The organism is Gordonia sp. HS-NH1 (genome assembly GCF_001418765.1).
Lineage (GTDB): Bacteria > Actinomycetota > Actinomycetes > Mycobacteriales > Mycobacteriaceae > Gordonia.
Genome location: NZ_LIYC01000118.1, coordinates 1 through 659, shown reverse-complemented (window position 1 = coordinate 659; position 659 = coordinate 1). Strand labels below are relative to the sequence as shown.

Here is a 659-nt window from a genome sequence, read left to right as displayed (position 1 = left end):
CCGGATGGACAAGCTGGTCAAGACCCTGGGCATCGACTCACTGTCAAAGTCGCAGGTTTCACGCATGGCCGCCGACCTGGACGAGCAGGTGGCCGCGTTCCGGCACCGCCGCCTGGACGATGCCGGCCCGTTCACGTTCGTCACCGCCGATGCGTTGACGATCAAGGTCCGCGAGAACAACCAGGTCGTCAAGGCGTCCGTCCTGCTGGCCACCGGGGTCAATGGCGACGGGCACCGCGAGGTCCTCGGGATGCAGGTCGCCACCAGTGAGACCAAGGCCTCGTGGAACACTTTCTTCGCCGACCTGGTGGCCCGCGGACTGGGCGGGGTGCGGCTGGTGACCTCCGATGCCCACGCCGGGCTCGTGGACGCGATCGCGGCGAACCTGCCCGGTGCAGCGTGGCAGCGGTGCCGCACCCACTACGCGGCGTACCTCATGGGCGTGTGCCCCAAGTCCATGTGCCCGGCCGTGAAAGCGATGCTGCACAGCGTGTATGACCAACCCACGGCCACCGCGGTGAACGAGCAGTTCGATCGGCTGTTGGAGTACACCGAAGGCAGGCTGCCCGACGTTGCTGACCACCTTGGCGATGCCCGCGAAGACCTGCTGGCCTTCACCGTGTTCCCCGACGACGTATGGCGCCAGATCTGGTCCAACA

Annotated in this window: 1 protein-coding gene; it reads left to right on the top strand. The window is 66.8% G+C overall.

All coding sequences use genetic code 11. The features are described from left to right. On the top strand, positions 1-659 hold a 659-nt coding region (locus AMD30_RS24310; protein ID WP_156354432.1), incomplete at both ends, for an IS256 family transposase.